Annotated in this window: 27 protein-coding genes and 1 tRNA gene; 24 read left to right on the top strand and 4 right to left on the bottom strand. The window is 56.1% G+C overall.

The window, feature by feature from the left end; translation table 11 throughout:
• Positions 1-54: 54 nt before the first annotated feature.
• The 19 genes from AMM33_RS08305 (at position 55) to AMM33_RS08215 (ending at position 10784) form a co-directional block, all read left to right on the top strand.
• On the top strand, positions 55-1638 hold the full coding sequence (locus AMM33_RS08305) for a glycerol-3-phosphate dehydrogenase/oxidase (RefSeq protein ID WP_090140293.1): 1584 nt from the start codon (positions 55-57) through the stop codon (positions 1636-1638).
• A gap of 348 nt (positions 1639-1986) precedes the next feature.
• On the top strand, positions 1987-2355 hold the full coding sequence (gene rplN / locus AMM33_RS08300; protein WP_053172537.1) for a 50S ribosomal protein L14: 369 nt from the start codon (positions 1987-1989) through the stop codon (positions 2353-2355).
• Between the two features lie 9 nt (positions 2356-2364).
• Complete coding sequence (gene rplX, locus AMM33_RS08295) at positions 2365-2685, top strand: 50S ribosomal protein L24 (RefSeq protein ID WP_090140291.1); 321 nt, start codon at positions 2365-2367, stop codon at positions 2683-2685.
• A 2-nt stretch (positions 2686-2687) separates the two neighbouring features.
• Positions 2688-3227, top strand: a complete 540-nt coding sequence (gene rplE, locus AMM33_RS08290) for a 50S ribosomal protein L5 (RefSeq protein ID WP_062408250.1) — start codon at positions 2688-2690, stop codon at positions 3225-3227.
• An 8-nt stretch (positions 3228-3235) separates the two neighbouring features.
• Positions 3236-3541, top strand: a complete 306-nt coding sequence (rpsN, locus tag AMM33_RS08285; protein ID WP_053172533.1) for a 30S ribosomal protein S14 — start codon at positions 3236-3238, stop codon at positions 3539-3541.
• A gap of 18 nt (positions 3542-3559) precedes the next feature.
• Positions 3560-3955 (top strand): 30S ribosomal protein S8, encoded by a 396-nt coding sequence (rpsH, locus tag AMM33_RS08280; protein WP_019427448.1) that lies wholly within the window; start codon positions 3560-3562, stop codon positions 3953-3955.
• A 16-nt stretch (positions 3956-3971) separates the two neighbouring features.
• A complete protein-coding gene (rplF, locus tag AMM33_RS08275) occupies positions 3972-4505 on the top strand; it encodes a 50S ribosomal protein L6 (RefSeq protein ID WP_090140289.1) in 534 nt (177 codons plus the stop codon).
• An 11-nt stretch (positions 4506-4516) separates the two neighbouring features.
• Positions 4517-4882, top strand: coding sequence for a 50S ribosomal protein L18 (gene rplR / locus AMM33_RS08270; protein WP_062407202.1), 366 nt, complete (start codon positions 4517-4519; stop codon positions 4880-4882).
• 17 nt (positions 4883-4899) lie between these two features.
• Positions 4900-5418: a 30S ribosomal protein S5 gene (gene rpsE / locus AMM33_RS08265; protein WP_090140287.1), complete on the top strand. Its 519-nt coding sequence runs from the start codon at positions 4900-4902 to the stop codon at positions 5416-5418.
• A gap of 14 nt (positions 5419-5432) precedes the next feature.
• Positions 5433-5615, top strand: a complete 183-nt coding sequence (rpmD, locus tag AMM33_RS08260; protein ID WP_090140286.1) for a 50S ribosomal protein L30 — start codon at positions 5433-5435, stop codon at positions 5613-5615.
• Positions 5616-5625: 10 nt separating this feature from the next.
• Positions 5626-6057, top strand: a complete 432-nt coding sequence (gene rplO, locus AMM33_RS08255; protein WP_090140284.1) for a 50S ribosomal protein L15 — start codon at positions 5626-5628, stop codon at positions 6055-6057.
• 22 nt (positions 6058-6079) lie between these two features.
• Entirely contained in the window at positions 6080-7399 is a 1320-nt protein-coding gene (secY, locus tag AMM33_RS08250) for a preprotein translocase subunit SecY (RefSeq protein ID WP_090140283.1), read from the top strand.
• Between the two features lie 91 nt (positions 7400-7490).
• Positions 7491-7604, top strand: coding sequence for a 50S ribosomal protein L36 (gene rpmJ, locus AMM33_RS08245; RefSeq protein WP_011481465.1), 114 nt, complete (start codon positions 7491-7493; stop codon positions 7602-7604).
• 24 nt (positions 7605-7628) lie between these two features.
• Positions 7629-7994 (top strand): 30S ribosomal protein S13, encoded by a 366-nt coding sequence (gene rpsM / locus AMM33_RS08240; protein ID WP_053172519.1) that lies wholly within the window; start codon positions 7629-7631, stop codon positions 7992-7994.
• A gap of 19 nt (positions 7995-8013) precedes the next feature.
• Complete coding sequence (gene rpsK / locus AMM33_RS08235; RefSeq protein WP_019427456.1) at positions 8014-8418, top strand: 30S ribosomal protein S11; 405 nt, start codon at positions 8014-8016, stop codon at positions 8416-8418.
• A gap of 85 nt (positions 8419-8503) precedes the next feature.
• Positions 8504-9127 carry a 30S ribosomal protein S4 gene (gene rpsD, locus AMM33_RS08230; protein ID WP_090140281.1) on the top strand — a complete coding sequence of 208 codons (624 nt, stop codon included), beginning with the start codon at positions 8504-8506 and terminating at the stop codon, positions 9125-9127.
• 100 nt (positions 9128-9227) lie between these two features.
• Positions 9228-10220, top strand: coding sequence for a DNA-directed RNA polymerase subunit alpha (gene rpoA, locus AMM33_RS08225; protein ID WP_090140280.1), 993 nt, complete (start codon positions 9228-9230; stop codon positions 10218-10220).
• Positions 10221-10302: 82 nt separating this feature from the next.
• Entirely contained in the window at positions 10303-10689 is a 387-nt protein-coding gene (gene rplQ, locus AMM33_RS08220; protein ID WP_090140278.1) for a 50S ribosomal protein L17, read from the top strand.
• Between the two features lie 18 nt (positions 10690-10707).
• Positions 10708-10784, top strand: a tRNA-Met gene (locus tag AMM33_RS08215).
• A gap of 108 nt (positions 10785-10892) precedes the next feature.
• Here the strand turns inward: AMM33_RS08215 and AMM33_RS08210 are convergent.
• The 4 genes from AMM33_RS08210 to apaG are packed head-to-tail and all read right to left on the bottom strand — an operon-like array spanning position 10893 to position 13301.
• A complete protein-coding gene (locus tag AMM33_RS08210; RefSeq protein ID WP_090140542.1) occupies positions 10893-11372 on the bottom strand; it encodes a CinA family protein in 480 nt (159 codons plus the stop codon).
• Positions 11372-11908 carry a phosphatidylglycerophosphatase A family protein gene (locus AMM33_RS08205; protein ID WP_090140276.1) on the bottom strand — a complete coding sequence of 179 codons (537 nt, stop codon included), beginning with the start codon at positions 11906-11908 and terminating at the stop codon, positions 11372-11374. The genes AMM33_RS08210 and AMM33_RS08205 overlap by 1 nt, the downstream gene beginning before the upstream one ends.
• A 2-nt stretch (positions 11909-11910) precedes the next feature.
• Positions 11911-12870: a thiamine-phosphate kinase gene (thiL, locus tag AMM33_RS08200; protein WP_090140274.1), complete on the bottom strand. Its 960-nt coding sequence runs from the start codon at positions 12868-12870 to the stop codon at positions 11911-11913.
• A gap of 38 nt (positions 12871-12908) precedes the next feature.
• Entirely contained in the window at positions 12909-13301 is a 393-nt protein-coding gene (apaG, locus tag AMM33_RS08195; protein WP_090140273.1) for a Co2+/Mg2+ efflux protein ApaG, read from the bottom strand.
• Positions 13302-13330: 29 nt separating this feature from the next.
• On the opposite strand from apaG, the gene rpe reads away from it, so the two are divergent.
• The 5 genes from rpe (at position 13331) to ltaE (ending at position 18187) form a co-directional block, all read left to right on the top strand.
• Entirely contained in the window at positions 13331-14011 is a 681-nt protein-coding gene (rpe, locus tag AMM33_RS08190) for a ribulose-phosphate 3-epimerase (RefSeq protein ID WP_090140271.1), read from the top strand.
• A 12-nt stretch (positions 14012-14023) separates the two neighbouring features.
• Positions 14024-14746 (top strand): phosphoglycolate phosphatase, encoded by a 723-nt coding sequence (gph, locus tag AMM33_RS08185; protein WP_090140269.1) that lies wholly within the window; start codon positions 14024-14026, stop codon positions 14744-14746.
• 284 nt (positions 14747-15030) lie between these two features.
• Positions 15031-16530, top strand: a complete 1500-nt coding sequence (gene trpE / locus AMM33_RS08180; RefSeq protein ID WP_090140267.1) for an anthranilate synthase component I — start codon at positions 15031-15033, stop codon at positions 16528-16530.
• 2 nt (positions 16531-16532) lie between these two features.
• Entirely contained in the window at positions 16533-17114 is a 582-nt protein-coding gene (locus AMM33_RS08175) for an anthranilate synthase component II (RefSeq protein ID WP_194945333.1), read from the top strand.
• Complete coding sequence (gene ltaE, locus AMM33_RS08170; RefSeq protein WP_090140263.1) at positions 17111-18187, top strand: low-specificity L-threonine aldolase; 1077 nt, start codon at positions 17111-17113, stop codon at positions 18185-18187. Before AMM33_RS08175 ends, ltaE begins: the two co-directional genes overlap by 4 nt.
• Position 18188 lies beyond the last annotated feature (1 nt).

Below are 18188 nucleotides of genomic sequence, written 5' to 3'. Positions count from 1 at the left end.
CAACAGTCCTGAGCTGTTCTCCAACTGCCCTGTGGTTGCAATGACCGCAGGGCCATGAATGCCTTGACTATGAAACGCGCTGAACTGCTGAGCACCCTGGCCACGCACCCGACCTATGACCTGGTGGTCGTCGGTGGTGGGGCGACAGGTCTGGGGGTGGCTTTGGATGCGGTTTTGCGCGGTTTCTCAGTGCTGCTGCTGGAGTCGCATGACTTTGCCGGAGGCACATCGTCCAGGTCTACCAAATTGCTGCATGGCGGCGTGCGCTATCTGGCGCAAGGCAATATATCTTTGGTGCGTGAAGCGCTGGCCGAACGTGCCGCCGTCTTGAAGCTGGCGCCGCATCTGGCCCAGCCCTTGCCCTTTGTGATGCCTTCCTATAACTGGTGGCAGACGCCGTTTTATGGCTTGGGGTTGAAACTTTACGATGTGTTGGCCGGGAAAGCTGGCTTGGGTCAGACCGAGTGGCTCAATGTCCAGGAAACCCTGGCGGCATTGCCAGGTCTTCAATCTCGAGGTTTGAAGGGTGGCGTCAAATATTGGGATGGCCAGTTTGACGATGCCAGGCTGGCGCTGGCCTTGGCGCGCACGATCGAGCGTGCGGGTGGTCAGTTACTCAATTACATGAATGTGGAGCGTGTGCACGGCTTGCCTGCTTTGCGGGCCGATGGTTCGCGATTTGAGCTTTCGCTGACAGATCAGCGGCAAACAGGTGCTTACCGTGTGTATGCCCACTCAGTGGTCAATGCGGCGGGGGTGTGGGTTGACGCTGTGCGCCAGCAATCCCTGCTCGATTCCGGGCAGGCCATGCCCGAGCGGATTGTGAGTGCAAGCCAAGGCGTGCATCTGGTGGTCAGCCGTGATTTCATGCCAGGGCGGCATGCCTTGCTGGTGCCTAAAACACAGGACGGTCGGGTGTTGTTCGCCGTGCCCTGGATGGGTGCATTGATCCTGGGGACCACCGACACCCCCAGGCAGGATTTGCCGCGTGAACCGCAGGCCTTTGAGGCTGAGTTGGAATTCATTTTGAGCGAGGCCAGCAAGGTGCTCAGTCGCCCAGTGACGCGGGCGGACGTGAAAAGCCTGTGGGTTGGATTGCGCCCACTTGTGGGTTCGAATCAACCCCAATCAGGCACCAAGAGCCTGTCCCGTGAGCACACCATCGTCACGGATGAGAATGGTTTGATCACTGTGACAGGTGGCAAGTGGACAACATACCGCTCCATGGCCGAGGATGTCATGCAAGCATGTTTTGAGGCCGGCGTCTTGCCCCGGCGCGATGGGGTGTCCAGCCAAAATCATCTGCTTATGGGTGCTACCTCTGAACTCGGCGGCTTTGGGGTTTGTGATGCGCCAGGCTGGCACCTTTACGGCAGTGAAGAGGCCCAAGTGCGCGCATGTCCTGGTGCCGAGCGTCTGCTTGGGCTGGGTCTGACGGAAGCCATGGTGCGTTATGCGGCCCACCATGAATATGCATGGACGGTGGAGGATGTGCTGGCAAGGCGTTGGCGAGCACTGTTTCTGGATGCGCGTCAGGCCATGGACATGGCGGATGCGGTCGCGAGCATATTAGGAGATGAAACCGGGCAAGATCCCCATTTGGGCGATTTCATGGCCTTGTCAAAAAAATACCTGTGAGAAAAGGGTCCCACACAAGTGGGGGGCGCAGATCTGGCGCTGAGCGTCATGCCGGCTCGGTAATTAGGGGGGCGCTGCGAACTAAGACCCTGCGAAGTCCTGAGATAGACCACCACAATCGCGGTCTGGGTCAAGAAGATCATTTATTTGGAGAAAATCTTCAATAAAGTATTGCCCAGACACAATTTTTCTGCCACAATCGTGGGCTTCGCTTTGCAAAAAAGCGTAAGTATCTGCCCAAACAGAAGCACAGCAAGTGGTTTGCTGCGTGAATGACGGGTCCAAGACTGATTCTTGTTTGTTGGCTTTTGGGTTGGCGGGCAAAGAATACAAGTTGGGAATAAAGAAATGATCCAGACAGAAACTCGGTTGGATGTGGCCGACAACACCGGCGCCAAGTCCGTGCTGTGCATCAAGGTGCTCGGCGGGTCCAAGCGTCGCTATGCAAGTGTTGGTGACATCATCAAAGTGAGCATTAAAGAAGCTGCGCCCCGTGGACGCGTCAAAAAAGGCGAGGTTTACAGTGCTGTGGTGGTTCGTACCGCCAAAGGCATTCGCCGTGGCGATGGCTCGCTCGTAAAGTTCGATGGCAACGCTGCAGTGTTGCTGAATGCAAAATTAGAGCCCATTGGCACCCGTATCTTCGGCCCCGTTACGCGTGAATTGCGTACCGAAAAGTTCATGAAGATCGTGTCATTGGCTCCTGAAGTACTGTAAGGACGTGCCATGAATAAGATTCGCACAGGCGACGAAGTCATCGTCATCACAGGTCGTGACAAAGGCAAACGCGGGAAAGTGTCGTCGCGCGCCAGCGACTCGCACCTTTTGATTGATGGTGTCAACATCGTCAAAAAACACGCCAAGCCAAACCCGATGAAGGGTGCAACTGGCGGCATCATCGAAAAGGCCATGCCGATTCACCAATCCAATGTGGCGATTTTCAACGCTGCAACTGGCAAGGCTGATCGCGTGGGTATCAAGCTGCAAGACGACGGCAAACGCGTTCGCGTTTACAAGTCCAGCGGCGAAGAAATCAAGGTGGCATGAGCATGGCACGTTTGCAACAACTCTTCCGCGAGAAAATCGCTGCTGACCTGACGGCCAAATTTGGCTACACGTCGCCCATGCAGGTTCCTCGCATTACCAAGATCACCCTGAACATGGGTGTGTCTGAAGCCGTGGCCGATAAGAAAGTCATGGACCACGCTGTGAGCGACCTGACCAAAATCGCTGGCCAAAAGCCTGTGGTGACCAAGGCCAAGAAAGCCATTGCGGGTTTCAAAATCCGTGAGCAGCAACCCATCGGTTGCATGGTGACTCTGCGTGGCGTTCAGATGTATGAATTCCTGGATCGTTTCGTGACCGTGGCTTTGCCGCGTGTTCGTGACTTCCGTGGTATTTCAGGCCGTGCGTTCGATGGCCGTGGCAACTACAACATCGGCGTCAAAGAGCAGATCATTTTCCCTGAGATTGAGTACGACAAGGTCGATGCCTTGCGCGGTCTCAACATCAGCATCACCACAACGGCCAAGTCTGACGAAGAGTGCAAGGCTCTTCTGGCGGCTTTCCGCTTCCCCTTCAAGAACTGAGGTGTCACGTGGCTAAAGTAGCTTTGATCGAGCGCGAGCTCAAGCGTGAAAAACTGGCGGCCAAATTCGCGAAGAAATACGCGGAATTGAAAGCCATTGCCAACGATGCCAAGCGCAGTGATGAAGAGCGTGCAGCTGCCCGTCTGGGTCTGCAAAAGCTCCCGCGCAACGCCAACCCGACCCGTCAACGCAACCGCTGTGAAATCACCGGTCGCCCACGCGGTACGTTCCGTCAATTTGGTCTGGGCCGCGCCAAGATCCGTGAACTTGCCTTCGCAGGCAATATTCCGGGCGTGACCAAGGCCAGCTGGTAATCGGCAGGAGAGAACAACATGAGCATGAGTGATCCTATTGCCGATCTGTTGACCCGCATCCGTAATGCACAAATGGTGGCTAAAGCTGCCGTGATGGTGCCCTCTTCCAAAGTGAAGGTGGCCATCGCTCAGGTGCTGAAAGATGAGGGCTACATTGACGGCTTCCAAGTCAAGACCGAAGACGGCAAGTCCGTTCTCGAAATCGCCCTGAAGTACTATGCCGGTCGCCCTGTGATCGAGCGCATTGAGCGCGTGAGCCGTCCTGGGCTGCGTGTGTACAAAGGCCGTGATGCCATCCCACAAGTCCAGAACGGCTTGGGCGTCGCCATTGTCACCACACCCCAAGGTGTGATGACCGACCGCAAAGCGCGCGCAGCCGGTGTCGGTGGCGAAGTGCTGTGCTACGTCGCTTAAAGGCAGGAGAGACTGAATGTCCCGAGTAGGAAAAATGCCTGTGACCATCCCCACTGGCGTGGATGTGTCCATCAACAATGATCAGATCAGCGTCAAAGGTGCAGGTGGTCAATTGGCCATCGCCGCCAACGGCTTGGTCAAGGTCAACAACGAAGGCGGCAAGCTCAGCTTTGCGCCTGCCAACGATTCACGTGAAGCCAATGCCATGAGCGGCACCATGCGTCAGCTGGTGAACAACATGGTTACTGGTGTGACCAAAGGCTTCGAAAAGAAGCTGAACCTGGTCGGTGTGGGTTACAAAGCGGCAGCCGCTGGCGCCAAACTGAACCTGGCCGTGGGTTATTCACACCCTGTCAACATCGACATGCCTGCTGGCATCACGGTGGCCACCCCAACCGCGACCGAAATCGTGATCAAGGGTGCTGACCGTCAACGTGTTGGCCAAATTGCCGCTGAGATCCGTGCTGTTCGTCCACCTGAGCCTTACAAAGGCAAGGGCATCCGTTATTCGGATGAGAAGATCACGATCAAAGAGACCAAGAAGAAATAAGGAGCTGCATCATGTTGACCAAGAAAGAGCAGCGTCTGCGTCGTGCACGACAAACACGCATCCGCATTGCACAGCAAGGCGTAGCCCGTTTGACCGTGAGCCGCACCAACTTGCACATCTACGCCAGCGTTATTTCTGGTTGTGGTACCAAAGTGTTGGCCAGTGCTTCCACCGCCGAAGCCGAAGTGCGCACGGCACTGGGTGCAGCAGGCAAAGGCGGCAATGCCGCTGCAGCCACCGTCATTGGCAAGCGCATTGCTGAAAAAGCAAAAGCTGCTGGCGTTGAGAAGGTCGCTTTCGACCGCGCAGGTTTCGCTTACCACGGTCGTGTCAAGGCTTTGGCCGAAGCAGCCCGTGAAGCAGGTCTGCAGTTCTAAACGGATCGGAGTTACAAATGGCTAAATTTACAGCAAAACCGCAGAGCGACGGTCCTGAAGACGGTCTGCGCGAAAAGATGATCGCGGTCAACCGCGTGACCAAGGTGGTCAAGGGTGGCCGTATCCTCGGTTTCGCAGCCTTGACTGTGGTCGGTGATGGCGACGGCAAAGTCGGCATGGGCAAAGGCAAATCGAAAGAAGTGCCAGCAGCTGTGCAGAAAGCGATGGAAGAAGCCCGTCGCAACCTGGCCAAAGTCCACCTCAAAAATGGCACGATTCACCACGCAGTGAACGGTCACCACGGCGCAGCCCGCGTCATGATGGCACCAGCTCCCAAGGGTACCGGCATCATTGCTGGTGGTCCTATGCGTGCTGTGTTCGAAGTGGTCGGCATCACCGACATCGTGGCCAAGAGCCACGGTTCGTCCAACCCTTACAACATGGTTCGTGCTACCTTGGACGCTTTGTCCAATTGCACAACGGCCTCCAACGTGGCTGCCAAGCGTGGCAAGTCGGTTGAAGAGTTGTTCGTCTGAACCGGAGATCGAACATGTCAAACCAAGCAATCGTGAAAGTCCAATTGGTGCGTAGCCCAATCGGAACCAAAGTCTCGCACCGTGCCACTGTTCGTGGCCTGGGTCTGCGTAAGCTCAATTCGGTGAGCGAACTGCAAGATACTCCAGCTGTGCGCGGAATGATCAACAAGATCAGTTATCTGGTCAAAGTTCTCTAAGAGGCTGATGATGGAACTCAATAGCATCAAGCCCGCAGACGGCGCCAAACACGCAGCACGTCGTGTAGGTCGCGGTATCGGATCGGGTCTGGGAAAAACTGCTGGCCGTGGCCACAAAGGTCAGAAGTCCCGTTCGGGTGGTTACCACAAAGTCGGTTTCGAAGGCGGTCAAATGCCTTTACAGCGTCGTCTACCCAAGCGCGGTTTCAAGTCGCACTTGCTGAAATTCAATGCTGAAATCACATTGACAACACTGAGCAAGCTCGGTTTGGCTGAGGTGGATTTGTTGGCTTTGAAGCAAGCAGGTCTCGTGCCTCAACTTGCCAAGGTGGTCAAGGTCATCAAGTCTGGCGAGTTGGCCACTGCAGTCAAATTGACGGGTATTGGTGCGACTGCGGGTGCCAAAGCAGCTATTGAAGCTGCTGGTGGCTCCTTGGCTTGAATGTTGAATAGCGAGACTCACTGTGGCCACCAACGCTAATCAGATCGCCAAGACAGGCAAGTTCGGAGACTTGCGTCGCCGTCTTGTATTCTTGCTGCTCGCGCTGGTGGTTTACCGTGCAGGCGCTCACATTCCTGTTCCAGGAATTGATCCTGAGCAGCTCAAGCAGTTGTTCAATGGTCAGCAGGGCGGCATACTGAACCTGTTTAACATGTTCTCGGGTGGAGCCTTGTCAAGGTTCACTGTATTTGCTCTGGGTATCATGCCCTACATATCTGCGTCCATCGTGATGCAGTTGCTGACTTATGTTTTGCCAGCTTTCGAGCAGTTGAAAAAAGAAGGCGAAGCGGGGCGTCGGAAAATTACTCAATACACACGTTTTGGTGCCTTGGGATTGGCGATCTTTCAGTCTTTCGGAATTGCCGTAGCGCTTGAGGCTTCTGCTGGGTTGGTGATCAACCCGGGGATGGGTTTCAGGATGACAGCTGTAGTGAGTTTGACAGCCGGTTCCATGTTTCTGATGTGGTTGGGTGAACAGATCACGGAGCGCGGTTTAGGTAACGGCATTTCGATACTTATATTTGCAGGCATTGCAGCTGGTTTGCCAAGTGCATTGGGCGGATTGTTTGAATTGGTGCGCACTGGAGCGATGAATCCATTGGTCTCGATGATGATCATTGTGGTGGTGGTGTTGGTCACTTATTTCGTGGTCTTTGTGGAACGCGGTCAACGCAAAATTCTCGTCAATTACGCACGTCGTCAAGTGGGCAACAAGGTTTATGGCGGACAGTCATCACACTTGCCACTTAAACTGAACATGGCGGGAGTGATTCCCCCAATTTTTGCTTCGTCGATCATTTTGCTTCCTGCGACCTTAATCGGTTGGTTCAGCTCAGGGTCTTCTGAAAGTGTTGTTGTTAGATTTTTCAAAGATGTAGCGAGTGCTTTGGCACCTGGACAACCTGTGTATGTGATGTTCTATGCCGCCGCCATTATTTTCTTCTGCTTCTTTTACACGGCGTTGGTTTTCAACAGCCGCGAAACAGCAGATAACTTGAAAAAAAGTGGCGCTTTTATCCCTGGCATCCGCCCAGGTGACCAGACGGCCAAGTACATTGACAAGATCCTGCTGAGACTGACTGCAGTGGGTGCGGCTTATATCACCTTCGTGTGTTTACTGCCTGAGTTTTTGATTCTGAAATACAATGTTCCGTTTTACTTTGGCGGCACTTCATTGTTGATCATCGTCGTGGTGACCATGGATTTCATGGCCCAGGTTCAAAATTATTTGATGTCTCAACAATACGAATCGCTTTTGAAGAAGGCGAGCTTCAAGTCTTGACTGATTTGAGATTGATTTTCTGCGCCGCTTGCGGAGCAACCATTTCAACCTGGCCCAATGCCAAGTTAACGAAGAGTTTTAGGAGAGAACCATGAGAGTTTCTGCTTCGGTAAAAAAAATTTGCCGTAACTGCAAGATCATTCGCCGTAAAGGCGTTGTTCGTGTGATCTGTACTGATCCACGCCACAAGCAGCGTCAAGGCTGATTGAACTAGTTTTAGAGGACGAAAATGGCACGTATCGCTGGCATCAACATTCCGCCACACAAACATGCTGAAATTGGCTTGACAGCCATTTTCGGTATTGGTCGCACCCGCGCTCGCAAGATTTGTGAATCTTGTGGTATTGCTTATTCCAAGAAGATCAAGGATCTGACGGACGGCGACTTGGAAAAAATTCGCGATCAAATCGCTGCATTCACCATTGAAGGTGATCTGCGTCGTGAAACCACTATGAACATCAAGCGTTTGATGGACATTGGTTGCTATCGTGGATTCCGTCACCGTCGTGGTTTGCCCATGCGCGGTCAGCGTACACGCACCAATGCTCGCACTCGCAAGGGTCCGCGCAAAGGCGCAGCGGCTCTGAAGAAATAAGCAGGATTAAGAGACCAACATGGCTAAAGCACAATCAAACAGCGCCGCCCAACGTGTCCGTAAGAAAGTTCGCAAGAATATTGCTGACGGTATTGCGCACGTACATGCGTCGTTTAACAACACCATCATCACCATCACTGATCGCCAAGGCAATGCATTGTCGTGGGCTTCTTCCGGTGGCCAAGGCTTCAAGGGATCGCGCAAGTCGACTCCTTTTGCAGCTCAGGTTGCTTCGGAAGTAGCAGGTCGTGCTGCACAAGAACAAGGCATCAAAAACCTGGACGTCGAAATCAAGGGCCCAGGCCCTGGTCGCGAGTCTTCGGTTCGTGCCCTGGGTGCTTTGGGTATCCGCATCACTTCGATTGCCGATGTGACACCGGTCCCGCACAACGGTTGCCGCCCTCAGAAGCGTCGTCGTATCTAATTTCAAACCAAGCCCACCGCCAGGCCGTGCTTGCATCGCCTGGCTCCCGCATTTCTGATGCGGCAGTTGCATAAAGGAAAATCAAGTGGCACGCTACCTCGGCCCCAAGGCAAAACTCTCTCGCCGTGAAGGCACCGACCTGTTCCTCAAGAGCGCACGTCGCTCCATTGCGGACAAGTCCAAGTTCGACTCCAAGCCAGGCCAACACGGTCGTACTTCGGGTCAACGCACATCAGACTACGGTCTGCAACTGCGTGAAAAGCAAAAAGTCAAACGCATGTATGGCGTTCTGGAAAAACAGTTCCGTCGTTATTTTGCTGAGGCCGATCGCCGCAAGGGCAACACTGGTTCCAACCTGTTGGGCCTGTTGGAGTGCCGCCTCGACAACGTCGTGTACCGTATGGGCTTCGGCTCGACTCGTGCTGAAGCACGCCAGATGGTGTCCCACAAGGCCATCACTGTGAACGGTCAATCAGTCAACATCCCTTCTTACCTGGTCAAGGCCGGTGATGTGATCGCTGTTCGCGAAAAGTCCAAGAAGCAAAACCGTGTTGTCGAAGCACTGCAATTGGCGCTGCAAGTGGGCTTGCCCGCTTGGGTTGAGGTCAACGCCGACAAGGCAGAAGGCACATTCAAGAAAGTGCCTGATCGCGATGAATTCGCTGCAGACATCAACGAATCGTTGATTGTCGAACTGTATTCTCGTTAATTCGTTGTTTCAATCGTTCCCGGCGCACAAGGCATTGTGGGCCGGGTGCTTCATCAGCCTTACCGGTGTAACGAACCGGGGGTATTGAGAGGAAGTCTGAATGCAAACCAATCTGTTGAAACCCAAAGCTATCCAAGTCGAGCAATTGGCTGCCAACCGTGCGAAAGTCACGCTGGAGCCTTTCGAGCGTGGCTATGGTCACACCCTTGGCAACGCGCTGCGTCGCGTCTTGTTGTCTTCCATGGTCGGTTACTCTGCCACCGAAGTCACCATTGCCGGCGTTGTGCATGAATACTCTTCTATCGACGGTGTTCAAGAAGACGTGGTCAACATTCTGTTGAACCTCAAGGGCGTGGTGTTCAAGTTGCACAACCGCGACGAAGTGACACTGAGTTTGCGCAAAGACGGCGAAGGTGCCGTGACTGCTGCTGACATCCAGACACCTCACGATGTTGAAATTATCAACCCTGAGCATGTCATTGCCAATTTGTCACATGGCGGCAAGCTGGACATGCAGATCAAGGTTGAAAAAGGCCGTGGATATGTGCCTGGCACAATGCGTCGATTTGCTGACGAGCCCACAAAGGCTTTAGGTCGCATTGTTCTGGATGCCTCCTTCTCGCCCGTCAAGCGCGTGAGCTACACCGTTGATAGCGCGCGTGTTGAGCAGCGTACCGATTTGGATAAATTGGTCATCGAAATTGAAACCAACGGTGCTATCACGGCAGAAGATGCAGTTCGTTCCTCTGCCAAGATCTTGGTCGAGCAATTGGCCGTGTTTGCACAACTCGAAGGCAGCGAATTGTCTGCGTTCAACGAGCCAGCGCAGCGTGGTGGTGCGGGCAGTTTCGATCCGATCCTGTTGCGCCCTGTGGACGAACTCGAACTCACCGTTCGTTCGGCCAACTGCCTCAAAGCAGAAAACATTTACTACATCGGCGACTTGATCCAGCGTACCGAGAACGAATTGCTCAAGACCCCTAACCTGGGTCGCAAATCACTCAACGAAATCAAGGAAGTTCTGGCCTCGCGTGGTTTGACTTTGGGCATGAAGCTCGAAGCCTGGCCACCAGCAGGTCTGGAAAAGCGATAATCTCAAGTTCCCGGAAATAATCCGGAGTGTGCACGGACAGTACCTGATACGGCTGTCTGTTTAATAAAGAAAGGAAAGCACCATGCGTCACGGACACGGCCTTCGTAAACTCAATCGCACCAGCTCGCACCGTCTTGCGATGCTGCAGAACATGATGAACTCGCTCATCGAGCATGAAGTCATCAAAACCACAGTGCCTAAGGCCAAAGAATTGCGCCGCGTGATCGAGCCCATGATCACTTTGGCCAAAGTGGACAACTTGTCGAACCGACGCTTGGCGTTCAACCGTTTGCGTGACCGCGACAGCGTCACCAAATTGTTCAATGTGTTGGGTCCACGTTCGGCTTCGCGCCCTGGTGGTTACACACGCATCCTGAAAATGGGTTATCGCGTGGGTGACAACGCACCAATGGCCTTGGTTGAATTGGTCGATCGTGCCGAAACTCCTGTCGAAACAGCAGCTGAGTAAGGTATAATTCACAGATACCGCGGGGTGGAGCAGTCTGGTAGCTCGTTGGGCTCATAACCCAAAGGTCGTTGGTTCAAATCCGGCCCCCGCAACCAAATTTCAACTGCGGTTGAAAATCAAAAAAACCCTCTTCGGAGGGTTTTTTCGTTTCTGTTACAGATGTATCCAACAACTGCTGAAAAATCAATGGTCAAAGGCTTGCGTCATGTCTTAACCGGCAAGCGCTGGCGTAAACCCACGAGTGCATGCACGCAGCTGGCTTGGCGCACCTGCTGTCGAGTGCCGCTAAAAAGTTGGCACTCTGAATAAACCAAGCCATCGATGCACCAGCCGAACCAGACCGTGCCCACCGGTTTGGCAACAGTGCCACCATCTGGCCCTGCGATGCCTGTGACCGAAACGGACGCCCGGGCGTTTGTTCGGTACACGGCACCCAAAGCCATCGCGCGGGCCACCGCCTCGCTCACTGCGCCATGGACCTCAATCAATGACGCATCAACGCCCAATAACTCAGACTTGGCCGAATTGGAATAGGTCACCAAACCACGATCAAACCAGCGACTTGAACCGGGCAGATCGGTGCATTGGGCGGCAATCAAGCCCCCTGTGCAGCTTTCTGCAGTGGCCATCATCCAACCCAAGGTCATCAGTCTGTCCGCCAAGACGTGTGCAATTTCGGTCATCAGAACCACCTCCACAAGGCCAAGACCAGCAGCGTGCAAAAGGCGGCTACCAGATCGTCAAACAATATGCCCCAGCCGCCGCGCCAGCCAAAACCCTTGAACAATCTGTCAGCCCAAGCCACAGGGCCGGGTTTGACGGCATCAAAAAATCGGAACAAGAAAAACGCAGCCAGTTGAGCCATGAAACCCGCAGGCATGATCAAAAACAAAATCAACCACATGGCCACGATCTCGTCCCAAACGATGGCGCCGGGATCACTCACCCCCATGTTGCGTGCTGTCAAGGTGCATGCCCACCAACCCATCGCCAGCGAAACCAAAATCAGGGCCGCCTGAGCGTTCAGAGACAAGCTGTTTTGGATCAGCAGCCACGAAGCCCAGCCCCAGAGGCTGCCCACCGTACCCGGCGCTTTGGGTGACAAACCCGAACCAAAACCAAATGCAATGGCATGGGCTGGATGGCGCAGCATGAAAGCAGCTGTGGGTCTCATGGGAGGAGCCACATAATCAACGGGAAGATCTGAAATAGTAGACATCTTCAAGCGAAATGGTCGAATGAGCTGAAGGTGTTGGGTAGAACACTCCCATCTTGAGACAGCAAAAGCAAACGGGGATTGGCCGTGATGCGACCAATGCGCGTGACAGCCGTGCCGCAAGCCTCACCCAAGGCCTGAATCCGCTGATGATTAGAAGGGTGACAGGTGAAAACCAGTTCGTAATCATCGCCACCCGACAAAACGCATCGCTGCAACAAGTCTTGTGGGCAAGCCCATGCATCATGGGTCAACATCAAATTCTCTATCGCATCGATGTGGATGTCTGCCCCCACACGGCTGGCTTTGAGAATGTGACCTAAATCGCCCAATAGGCCATCACTGACATCGGCCATGGCCGTGGCCACGCCGCGCAATGAAACACCGAGGGCCGTACGTGGCTCGGGCCGTTCCATGCGAGAGCGGGCCAACTCAAAGACAAACTGCGGCAAGTTGACTGTGCCGCGAAATGCATCGAGAGCCAGACGGGCGTCACCGAGATGGCCACTCACATAAACGACGTCACCGGCCTGAGCACCCGAACGCAAGATGGCCTGATGGGCAGGCACCTCCCCCATCACCGTGATGGACACATTCAAGGGGCCTTGGGTGGTGTCGCCACCGATCAATTCACAACCTTGTGCATCCGCCAAGGCGAACAAGCCTTCTGAAAAACCAGATAACCAGTGCTCGTCTACCCGTGGCAATGACAAGGACAGTAAAAAAGCGCGTGGTGATGCACCACAAGCGGCCAAGTCACTCAAATTGACCGCCAAAGCCTTGTGACCCAAATCACGGGGGTTGACGGTCGAGAGAAAGTGCCGACCTTCAACCAACATGTCAGCGGAAATGGCCAGTTGATGGCCGGGCGAGGGTGTCCAGATGGCGCAGTCGTCGCCAATGCCGACATCTGCATGACGCGCAGCCCGTTTGAAAAACCGTTCGATCAGTTCAAATTCACCCATGGGCCAAAGCTTAACCGAGAGCCATACTCCGGGCCGACTCAATGCAACGTGCGACCGCCGGGAATGGCGTTGGAGGCGTCGAGCACGAAAGTGCCAATGGGCGCATCGAAACGGTGGCCATCTTCGGCCACAAAAAAGTAGCTGCCATGCATGGTGCCACTGGCGGCTCTTAAGCGGCAGCCGCTGGTGTACTGGAAGGATTCACCGGGGCGCAGCAAGGGCTGTTGACCGACCACGCCCAGCCCTTTGACTTCCTCACTGTGACCGCGTTCGTCCAGGATCACCCAATGGCGAGAAATCAACTGCACAGGGACCTGGCCCGTGTTGGTGATCGTGACGGTGTAGGCGAATGCAAAGAGATCCTGCAAGGGATTGCTTTGGTCTGCCACGTAGTGGGGCAGAACATCAATTTGAACGGTGTAGGCGGACATCTGCACATGTTAACTGCGACAATTCAGGGATGACAACGACCTACCGCATTGCCCCTTCCATCCTCTCGGCTGATTTCGCCCGTTTGGGAGAGGAAGTCAAAAGCGTCATCGACGCTGGTGCCGACTGGATCCATTTTGACGTGATGGACAACCATTACGTGCCCAACCTCACCTTTGGCCCCATGATTTGCCAAGCCCTCAAGCCGCATGCCAAAACGGCATCGGGTGTGGCCGTGCCGATCGATGTGCATTTGATGATCTCGTCCGTCGATGCATTGGCCGCGTCATTTGCCGAGGCCGGTGCCGACCTCATCAGCTTTCACCCCGATGCCAGCGCCCATGTGCACCGCAGCATCCAGGCCATCAAGTCCAAGGGCGTCAAGGCCGGTCTGGTGTTCAACCCGGCCGAACCCCTGGATGTGCTCGAGTGGACCATCGACGAGATCGACCTGATCCTGATCATGAGTGTCAACCCGGGTTTTGGTGGCCAAAGCTTCATCGATTCGGCCTTGCGCAAGGTCGAGCTGGCACGTCAATGGATCGAGCGCAGTGGTCGCGACATTCGCCTGGAAGTGGACGGGGGCATCAAGGCCGACAACATCCGCCGCGTGGCCGATGCCGGGGCCGACACCTTTGTGGCGGGCAGCGCCATTTTTGGCAAACCCGATTACAAAGCCGTGATCGACCAGATGCGCGTTGCTTTGTCCTGAAGGGGGCAACCCATGCAGGATCTGACGCAGATTGACGCGGTCATTTTTGACCTGGACGGCACCCTGGTGCACACCTTGGGTGATTTTCAGGTGGCCTTGCACCGCACCATGGCCGATCTGGACTTGCCGCCGGTGTCGGACGCGCTGATTGCGCAAACCATTGGTAAAGGCTCTGAGCACCTGATCCGCACCTTGCTGGCGCATCAAATCAACCGGCCCGAAGTCAAAGGCGTGGGGCAAGCCTACCCGGTCCTGTCGGTGGAAGCCCTTTTCGGCCGTGCATGGCAGCGTTACCAGCACCACTATTTGGCGATCAATGGTCAGTTTGCTGACGTCTACCCGGGCGCTGTGGACGCACTGGAGGCATTGGCCGCGCAGGGCATGCCCATGGCTTGCCTGACCAACAAGCCCTTGGCATTTGCCCAGGCCTTGCTGAAAGAAAAGTCACTGGCGCACTTTTTTGGCCCCGTGTTTGGTGGGGACAGTTTCGAGCGCAAAAAGCCCGACCCTTTGCCCTTGATCAAAACCTGTGAGGCGATGGGCACCCACGCCGCGCGAACCTTGATGGTGGGCGATTCCAGCAACGACGCGCAGGCCGCCCACGCAGCGGGATGCCCGGTGGTGCTGGTCACGTACGGCTACAACCATGGTCAGCGCGTGCAAGACACACCAGCGGCCGCTTGGCTGGACACGCTGGCCGACTTGCCAGAGCGCTTGCGCACCACGCGCCGATGAGCTAAGGCCCAGCAGGCTTCAGATCTGGTGAAAACCAGCCTGCGAGCTTTGCTACACTTACAGACCATGTTCATCATCCACAGCCACCTCAGCGCAGCCAGCCTGCCGAGCCATTCCTCCGCGGAAGGCCGGGGAGCCTGGCCCTGGCGTCGGCCAGCCTGACCCCATCGACTGTGCGGCTTGCCCGCCACCCGCGCCCGGTTTCATACACACCATGACCGGGCACCTGGATGAATGAAAAGCACCTCGACTGAGGTCGCTGAGCGCTGAGGAGGCGCTAGCCTGTGATCACCGAACTTGAATTCAAAAGCCTGGCCAGCCAAGGCTACAACCGCATTCCCCTCATGCTGGAGGCCTTTGCGGACCTGGAAACCCCCTTGTCGCTTTACCTGAAGCTGGCGCACACCAAAGACAACGGCCAATACAGCTTCTTGCTCGAATCGGTGGTGGGTGGCGAGCGTTTTGGCCGCTACAGCTTCATCGGCTTGCCTGCACGCACATTGCTGCGCGCCAGCGGTTTTGGTGCCGATGCCAAAACCGAAGTGGTGCGTGATGGCGTGGTCATCGAGTCGGCTGCCGGCAACCCACTCGACTTCATCGAGCAATACCAAAAGCGTTTCAAGGTCGCCTTGCGCCCAGGTCTGCCCCGTTTTTGTGGCGGCCTGGCTGGCTATTTTGGTTACGACGCGGTGCGTTACATCGAGAAAAAACTCGAAAAATCCTGCCCACCCGACACCTTGGGCACACCCGACATCTTGCTGCTGCAGTGCGAAGAACTGGCGGTGATCGACAACCTGTCGGGCAAGCTTTACCTCATTGTTTATGCCGACCCGGCCACGCCCGAGGCCTATGTCGGCGCGAAAAAACGTCTGCGCGATTTGAAAGAGCAGCTCAAGTACTCGGTCAGCGCCCCGGTGGTCAAACCCACCCAGTCTTACCCTGCCGAGCGGGACTTTGCCAAGGCCGATTACATCGCCGCCGTGGAAAAAGCCAAGGAGCTGATCGCTGGCGGCGACTTCATGCAGGTGCAAGTGGGGCAACGCATCAAAAAGCGCTATACCGAAAGCCCGCTGTCCTTGTACCGTGCGCTGCGTTCGCTCAACCCCAGCCCCTACATGTACTTCTACAACTTCGGCGACTTCCATGTCGTCGGAGCCAGCCCCGAAATTTTGGTGCGTCAGGAGCAAACCGACGAGGGCGCCAAAGTCATCATCCGTCCTCTGGCGGGCACACGCCCTCGTGGCGCGACGCCGGAGAAAGACAAAGCTGCCGAGCAGGAACTGATCAACGACCCCAAGGAACGGGCCGAGCATGTGATGCTGATTGACTTGGCGCGCAATGACATTGGGCGCATCGCCCAGATCGGATCGGTCAAGGTGACCGAGGCCTTTGTGGTCGAGCGCTACAGCCACGTCATGCACATCGTGAGCAACGTCGAGGGCCTGCTCAACCAAGGCATGAGCAATATGGACGTGCTCAAGGCCACCTTCCCGGCGGGCACCTTGACAGGCGCGCCCAAGGTGCACGCCATGGAGCTGATTGACCAGTTTGAACCCGTCAAGCGCGGCATCTACGGCGGCGCTTGTGGCTACATCAGTTATGCGGGCGACATGGATGTGGCGATTGCGATCCGCACCGCCGTCATCAAGGACCAGACGCTGTATGTGCAGGCTGCGGCCGGGGTGGTGGCCGATTCGGTGCCCGAGATGGAATGGCGCGAAACCGAACACAAGGCCCGTGCCTTGTTGCGGGCCAGCGAGTTGGTGGAAGAAGGCTTGGAGTGATCATGGCGAAAAAAATCAAACTCCTGATGGTCGACAACTACGACTCGTTCACCTTCAACATCGTGCAGTACTTCGGTGAACTGGGCGCGGAGGTCGAGGTGTTTCGCAACGACGAAATCACGCTCGAAGGCATTGCGGCCCGCCAGCCAGACCGCTTGGTGATTTCGCCCGGCCCTTGCTCGCCTGCCGAGGCGGGCATTTCGGTGGCCGCCATCCAGCACTTTGCAGGCCAACTGCCCATCTTGGGCGTATGTCTGGGGCACCAAAGCATTGGTGCGGCCTTTGGCGGCCAAATCGTTCGGGCGCAGGAGTTGATGCACGGCAAGACCAGTGTCATCACCACCACGCAAGAAGGGGTGTTCGCGGGCTTGCCCGAGCAGTTCACCGTCAACCGCTACCACTCCCTGGCCATTGAACGGGCCACTTGTCCGCCCTGCCTGAAAGTCACCGCCTGGACAGACGACGGCGAAATCATGGGCGTGCGGCACACCGAGTTGGACATCGAAGGCGTGCAGTTTCACCCCGAATCCATCCTGACCGAGCATGGCCACGCCATGCTCAAAAACTTTTTGGTGCGACCATGAACACGACCATTGATCTGCGCAGCGACACCGTGACCCAGCCCACCGCTGCCATGCGCGAGGCCATGCTGGCTGCGCCTGTGGGCGACGATGTGTTTGGCGACGACCCCACGGTCAACGCCTTGCAAGAGCGCATCGCGCAGATCACCGGGAAAGAAGCAGCGCTGTTCATGCCTTCGGGCACACAAAGCAACCTGTGCGCCCTGATGGCGCATTGCGAGCGGGGCGACGAGTACATCGTCGGTCAAAACGCGCACACCTACCGCTACGAAGGCGGCGGTGCAGCCGTGCTGGGCAGCATCCAGCCGCAGCCGCTGGCACAAAACAGCGTGGGAGAAATGGCGCTGGGCGACATTGCGGCAGCCATCAAACCCATCGACTGTCACTTTGCACGCACACGCTTGCTGGCGCTGGAAAACACCTGGAACGGCCACCCCATGTCGCAGGCTTATTTGGCGCAAACCACAGCGCTTGGCCGGCAGCACGGCTTGGCCGTGCATCTGGACGGTGCCCGCCTCTTTAATGCGGCTGTCGCACAAGCCGAAGGCGGATCGGTCACGGCCAGCGTGCGGCGTATCGTGGACCACTTTGACAGCGTGTCGGTGTGCTTCAGCAAGGGCTTGGGCGCGCCTGTGGGCTCAGCCTTGTGCGGCTCGCGTGAATTGATCGCCAAGGCTTTGCGCTGGCGCAAGGTGTTGGGTGGTGGTATGCGCCAGTCCGGCATTTTGGCGGCTGCGGCTTTGCACGCATTGGATCACCATGTCGAGCGCTTGGCCGATGACCATGCGCTGGCGCAGCGGTTGGCCCAAGGCCTGCAAGGCGTGCCAGGTCTGAGCGTGCGTTCGGCGCAAACCAACATCGTGTTTGTGGATGTGGCCGATGGACGTGGCCCGGCCCTGCTTGAGGATCTGAAGGCCCATGGCGTGTTGGCCACGGGTTTGATCGGCCTGCGCTTTGTGACGCACCTGGGGGTGGATGCGGCCGGCATCGACCATGCCATCGATTGCATCCAGCGCTTCATGGCGAACGCGTCTGCGCAGACAAGCCCGGCTTCCACCCGAGTGGGCGTTTACTGAA

Origin of the sequence: Limnohabitans sp. DM1, assembly GCF_001269385.1 — a bacterium.
Taxonomy (GTDB): domain Bacteria; phylum Pseudomonadota; class Gammaproteobacteria; order Burkholderiales; family Burkholderiaceae_C; genus Limnohabitans_A.
The sequence above is the reverse complement of the archived record's forward strand: the minus strand, read 5'-3'. Positions and strand labels throughout refer to the sequence as shown.

Coding starts and splice junctions, on each gene's coding strand:
- AMM33_RS08305 (WP_090140293.1), top strand. CDS start 55: ATGAATGCCTTGACTATGAAACGCGCTGAACTGCTGAGCACCCTGGCC.
- rplN (WP_053172537.1), top strand. CDS start 1,987: ATGATCCAGACAGAAACTCGGTTGGATGTGGCCGACAACACCGGCGCC.
- rplX (WP_090140291.1), top strand. CDS start 2,365: ATGAATAAGATTCGCACAGGCGACGAAGTCATCGTCATCACAGGTCGT.
- rplE (WP_062408250.1), top strand. CDS start 2,688: ATGGCACGTTTGCAACAACTCTTCCGCGAGAAAATCGCTGCTGACCTG.
- rpsH (WP_019427448.1), top strand. CDS start 3,560: ATGAGCATGAGTGATCCTATTGCCGATCTGTTGACCCGCATCCGTAAT.
- rplF (WP_090140289.1), top strand. CDS start 3,972: ATGTCCCGAGTAGGAAAAATGCCTGTGACCATCCCCACTGGCGTGGAT.
- rplR (WP_062407202.1), top strand. CDS start 4,517: ATGTTGACCAAGAAAGAGCAGCGTCTGCGTCGTGCACGACAAACACGC.
- rpsE (WP_090140287.1), top strand. CDS start 4,900: ATGGCTAAATTTACAGCAAAACCGCAGAGCGACGGTCCTGAAGACGGT.
- rpmD (WP_090140286.1), top strand. CDS start 5,433: ATGTCAAACCAAGCAATCGTGAAAGTCCAATTGGTGCGTAGCCCAATC.
- rplO (WP_090140284.1), top strand. CDS start 5,626: ATGGAACTCAATAGCATCAAGCCCGCAGACGGCGCCAAACACGCAGCA.
- rpmJ (WP_011481465.1), top strand. CDS start 7,491: ATGAGAGTTTCTGCTTCGGTAAAAAAAATTTGCCGTAACTGCAAGATC.
- rpsM (WP_053172519.1), top strand. CDS start 7,629: ATGGCACGTATCGCTGGCATCAACATTCCGCCACACAAACATGCTGAA.
- rpsK (WP_019427456.1), top strand. CDS start 8,014: ATGGCTAAAGCACAATCAAACAGCGCCGCCCAACGTGTCCGTAAGAAA.
- rpoA (WP_090140280.1), top strand. CDS start 9,228: ATGCAAACCAATCTGTTGAAACCCAAAGCTATCCAAGTCGAGCAATTG.
- rplQ (WP_090140278.1), top strand. CDS start 10,303: ATGCGTCACGGACACGGCCTTCGTAAACTCAATCGCACCAGCTCGCAC.
- AMM33_RS08210 (WP_090140542.1), bottom strand. CDS start 11,372: ATGACCGAAATTGCACACGTCTTGGCGGACAGACTGATGACCTTGGGT.
- AMM33_RS08205 (WP_090140276.1), bottom strand. CDS start 11,908: ATGTCTACTATTTCAGATCTTCCCGTTGATTATGTGGCTCCTCCCATG.
- thiL (WP_090140274.1), bottom strand. CDS start 12,870: ATGGGTGAATTTGAACTGATCGAACGGTTTTTCAAACGGGCTGCGCGT.
- apaG (WP_090140273.1), bottom strand. CDS start 13,301: ATGTCCGCCTACACCGTTCAAATTGATGTTCTGCCCCACTACGTGGCA.
- rpe (WP_090140271.1), top strand. CDS start 13,331: ATGACAACGACCTACCGCATTGCCCCTTCCATCCTCTCGGCTGATTTC.
- gph (WP_090140269.1), top strand. CDS start 14,024: ATGCAGGATCTGACGCAGATTGACGCGGTCATTTTTGACCTGGACGGC.
- AMM33_RS08175 (WP_194945333.1), top strand. CDS start 16,533: ATGGCGAAAAAAATCAAACTCCTGATGGTCGACAACTACGACTCGTTC.
- ltaE (WP_090140263.1), top strand. CDS start 17,111: ATGAACACGACCATTGATCTGCGCAGCGACACCGTGACCCAGCCCACC.